This is a genomic window from Pseudoalteromonas sp. SG43-7 (assembly GCF_014164295.1).
Lineage (GTDB): Bacteria > Pseudomonadota > Gammaproteobacteria > Enterobacterales > Alteromonadaceae > Pseudoalteromonas > Pseudoalteromonas rhizosphaerae.
The window spans coordinates 1-239 of sequence record NZ_JACJEY010000245.1; the positions used below are offsets into that span (position 1 = coordinate 1).

1 rRNA gene is annotated in these 239 nt (G+C 46.4%); it reads right to left on the reverse strand.

From position 1 onward, the window contains the following. A 23S ribosomal RNA gene (locus tag H5200_RS23705) occupies positions 1-223 on the reverse strand; the annotation flags it as partial. Positions 224-239 lie beyond the last annotated feature (16 nt).

Genomic DNA, 239 nt, shown 5'->3' on the forward strand with positions numbered 1-239 from the left:
TTGATTTCTTTTCCTACGGGTACTTAGATGTTTCAGTTCTCCGCGTTCGCCTCGTTAACCTATGTATTCAGTTAACGATACCTGCAAGCAGGTGGGTTTCCCCATTCGGAAATCCTAGTCTCAAGCGCTTTTTACTAGCTTGACTAGGCTTATCGCAAGTTAATACGTCCTTCATCGCCTCCAACTGCCAAGGCATCCACCGTGTACGCTTAGTCACTTAACCATACAACCCAAACGGG